This window comes from Fibrobacter sp. UBA3629, assembly GCF_002374005.1.
In the GTDB taxonomy this organism is placed as follows: Bacteria; Fibrobacterota; Fibrobacteria; order Fibrobacterales; family Fibrobacteraceae; genus Fibrobacter.
In genome coordinates this window covers 80,918-82,618 of sequence record NZ_DFLC01000005.1, presented here as the reverse complement: position 1 = coordinate 82,618, position 1,701 = coordinate 80,918, and the positions used below count along the sequence as shown (strand labels likewise).

Annotated in this window: 1 protein-coding gene; it reads right to left on the bottom strand. The window is 58.3% G+C overall.

Annotated elements, in window-relative coordinates; translation table 11 throughout:
* Positions 1–1,642, bottom strand: a 1,642-nt coding sequence (locus tag B2310_RS01195; protein WP_290728089.1) for an ATPase, incomplete at its 3' end; no start/stop codon positions are given.
* Positions 1,643–1,701 lie beyond the last annotated feature (59 nt).

Genomic DNA, 1,701 nt, shown 5'->3' with positions numbered 1-1,701 from the left:
TCACCACGTCGAGCACGAGCATCGGAATGCTGATGAAGTCCTGTTTGAGGCGCTTCGGCGGAACGGTAAAGAGCACCAGGAGAACGGCTTCCACGATGAACATCGGGATGACGAACTTCGGCATGTCGATACCGAGCACCATCTGGCACGCAAGGAAGAACATCACCCAGCAGCCGATAAGCCAGCCCACCTGCGCCATGAACGTGGAGTCCTTGCGCTTGATGCGCACGCAGACGTTCCACACGTGAGCGATACTCAAGTGGACCACGGCGATGCAGAAGCAGAACAGCTGGATATGCTGCATCTGGGATGCACCCGCCGTCTTCGGCACGAAGCTATCGGGCAGCAGCGTAATCGACTGGGCGAAGGCCTTGTAGGCTTCAAACTTCGCAGGGTCAGTCGGTGCGCTAGTGCGGATCCAGAGCATCGCGTTCTTCAGCGGTTCAGGCAACCAGCCGTAGTTGGTGATGTCCAGGTAATACGTCCACCCCGCAAGCGCCGGAGAAAGACCGAGGAAGCTTGCGTTGATGACACCCCACACGATGGTGGCGATGCTCATGAGGTAGATAAAGTGGAAACCAGCAGGGTTCGCCTTCGGCATTTTCTTGCGGGCAAAGAGAGCCAGACCGAGGAACAACAGGCCGTAAGCCGAGTCGCCCACAATCATCGCAAAGAAGATACTGAAGAAGCAAAGGAACACGGCCGACACGTCCACTTCCTTGTACCCCGGCGAAATGCCGATGATGTCGTACAGGAACTGCATGGGACGGCTGAGCTTGCTATAGGTCAACAGCGTCGGGATATCGTCGTCTTCGGCGGGGTCGTCCACCAGGAGGCCCCAGCCGTGCTCGCGGGCGGCCTTCTCGAGTTCGCCCACGCGAGGTGCGGGGCAGAAGCCCTGCACGGCGGCGACGTTCTTGTCGCCCACCATCGAGGCTTCGGCTTCGACCATGCGGTAGTCGTCACCCACTTCGAGGAGCTTGTCTTCGATAGATTCGCGCGCACCCGAAAGTTCACCCAGGCGTTTCTCGACGCGGGCAAGCGTTTCCTTGGCTTTCGCTTCCATTTCGCGGTATTCGGCAAGGGATTTGGGCGGCATCGAGAGTTCGGTGAAGTTACCCTTCACGGCGACAGGGGCTTCTCCCCTGCTCACGACAGCCACGTACTTGCCGTTTTCATCCTGGCCGAATTCCTCGATAACACCTTCGCCATCGAGTTCGAACGGGATTTTACCGTCATGGAGCTGGTACAGTTTGACATAGATACCCTTCGCCTGCAAGGCTGCAGCCGTTGCGGGGTTCAGGTTCTTGAACATGGAAAGTTTAGTGAGTTCCTCTTCGGCCTGTTCCTTGTCAATTTCCGCCTGCTTGCTTTCGGCAACCAGGTTCTGGATTTCATCGATAAGGCTTGCGGCCGGAGCGGCTTCCTTCACGGGAGTCACACCCTTCGGGGCTTTCTCGGGCACCACTTCCAAGGCCTTCTGCACGCGGTTCATTTCGCCGCGGGCCTTGTTCAGCTTAGCGCCTGCAGCCGCCTGCAAAGGCGTGAGGTGCAAAATTTCAAGCGTACGGAGCGCCTGGAGCGTCTCTTCAACCGCACCTGCAACCGTCAGCACCGTCACTTTCTTCATAGGAGTAATCATGCGGCGGCCTCCTTCGCGAGTGCATCCTGGGCAGCGGTACGGGCGGTAGCCTTACCCTT